We start from the raw sequence: 725 nt of genomic DNA on the forward strand, positions 1-725 counted from the left end.
ATTCGGGTGGTGGGTGGGCATAAGTCCGGGGGTCCAGGGGCGGAGCCGCCTGGGACGGTTCGGTCACGCCGAGCGCCGAAAGCCGATCGTCGGCACGGCCCGCCGCAATGGCCAGGGCCTGACCAGCTCCTCCGACACCAGCCCCGCCAGGAACCCGTACCGCCGCAACGCCGCCGGATCCTGCCCCTCCACCGACTGCACCCTCCGCCACCACGCCGCGATCTCCGACCACCCCGGCGCCGACAACGACCCCCCGAACTCCTGCACGGACAGCGCCGCGGTCAGCCCGGCGAAGGCCAGCCGGTCCGCCAGCGGCCAGTCCGCCAGCGTCCCCGTCACGAACCCGGCGACGAACACGTCCCCCGCCCCCGTCGGATCGAGCGCCTCGACCTCGATCGCCGGCACCTCCGCCGTCTCGCCCGTACGCCGGTCCACCGCATACGCGCCGTCCGCCCCGAGCGTGACCACCGCGAGCGGCACGTGCTCGGTCAGGGCGTGTGCCGCCGCCCTGGGGCAGTCCGCGCCCGTGTACCGCATGGCCTCCTCCGCGTTCGGCAGGAACGCCTCGCAGTACCGCAGGTCGGGCAGCGCCGCCAGGTCCCACGCGCCGGTGTCGTCCCAGCCGACGTCGCCGAAGACCCGCGTGCCCTTGCTCGCGGCCTGGGCGATCCAGGGCGCGCTCACGCCGGGCGTGAGGGAGGCGACGGCGGCACGCGCGCGGGGCG

At 75.7% G+C, this 725-nt stretch carries 1 protein-coding gene; it reads right to left on the reverse strand.

Translation table 11 applies throughout. The features are described 5' to 3' along the window. Positions 1–63 precede the first annotated feature (63 nt). On the reverse strand, positions 64–725 hold a 662-nt coding region (locus tag CA983_RS44555; RefSeq protein ID WP_244207379.1), incomplete at its 5' end, for a carbohydrate kinase family protein.

It is taken from the genome of Streptomyces swartbergensis (genome assembly GCF_002148965.1).
Taxonomy (GTDB): domain Bacteria; phylum Actinomycetota; class Actinomycetes; order Streptomycetales; family Streptomycetaceae; genus Streptomyces; species Streptomyces swartbergensis.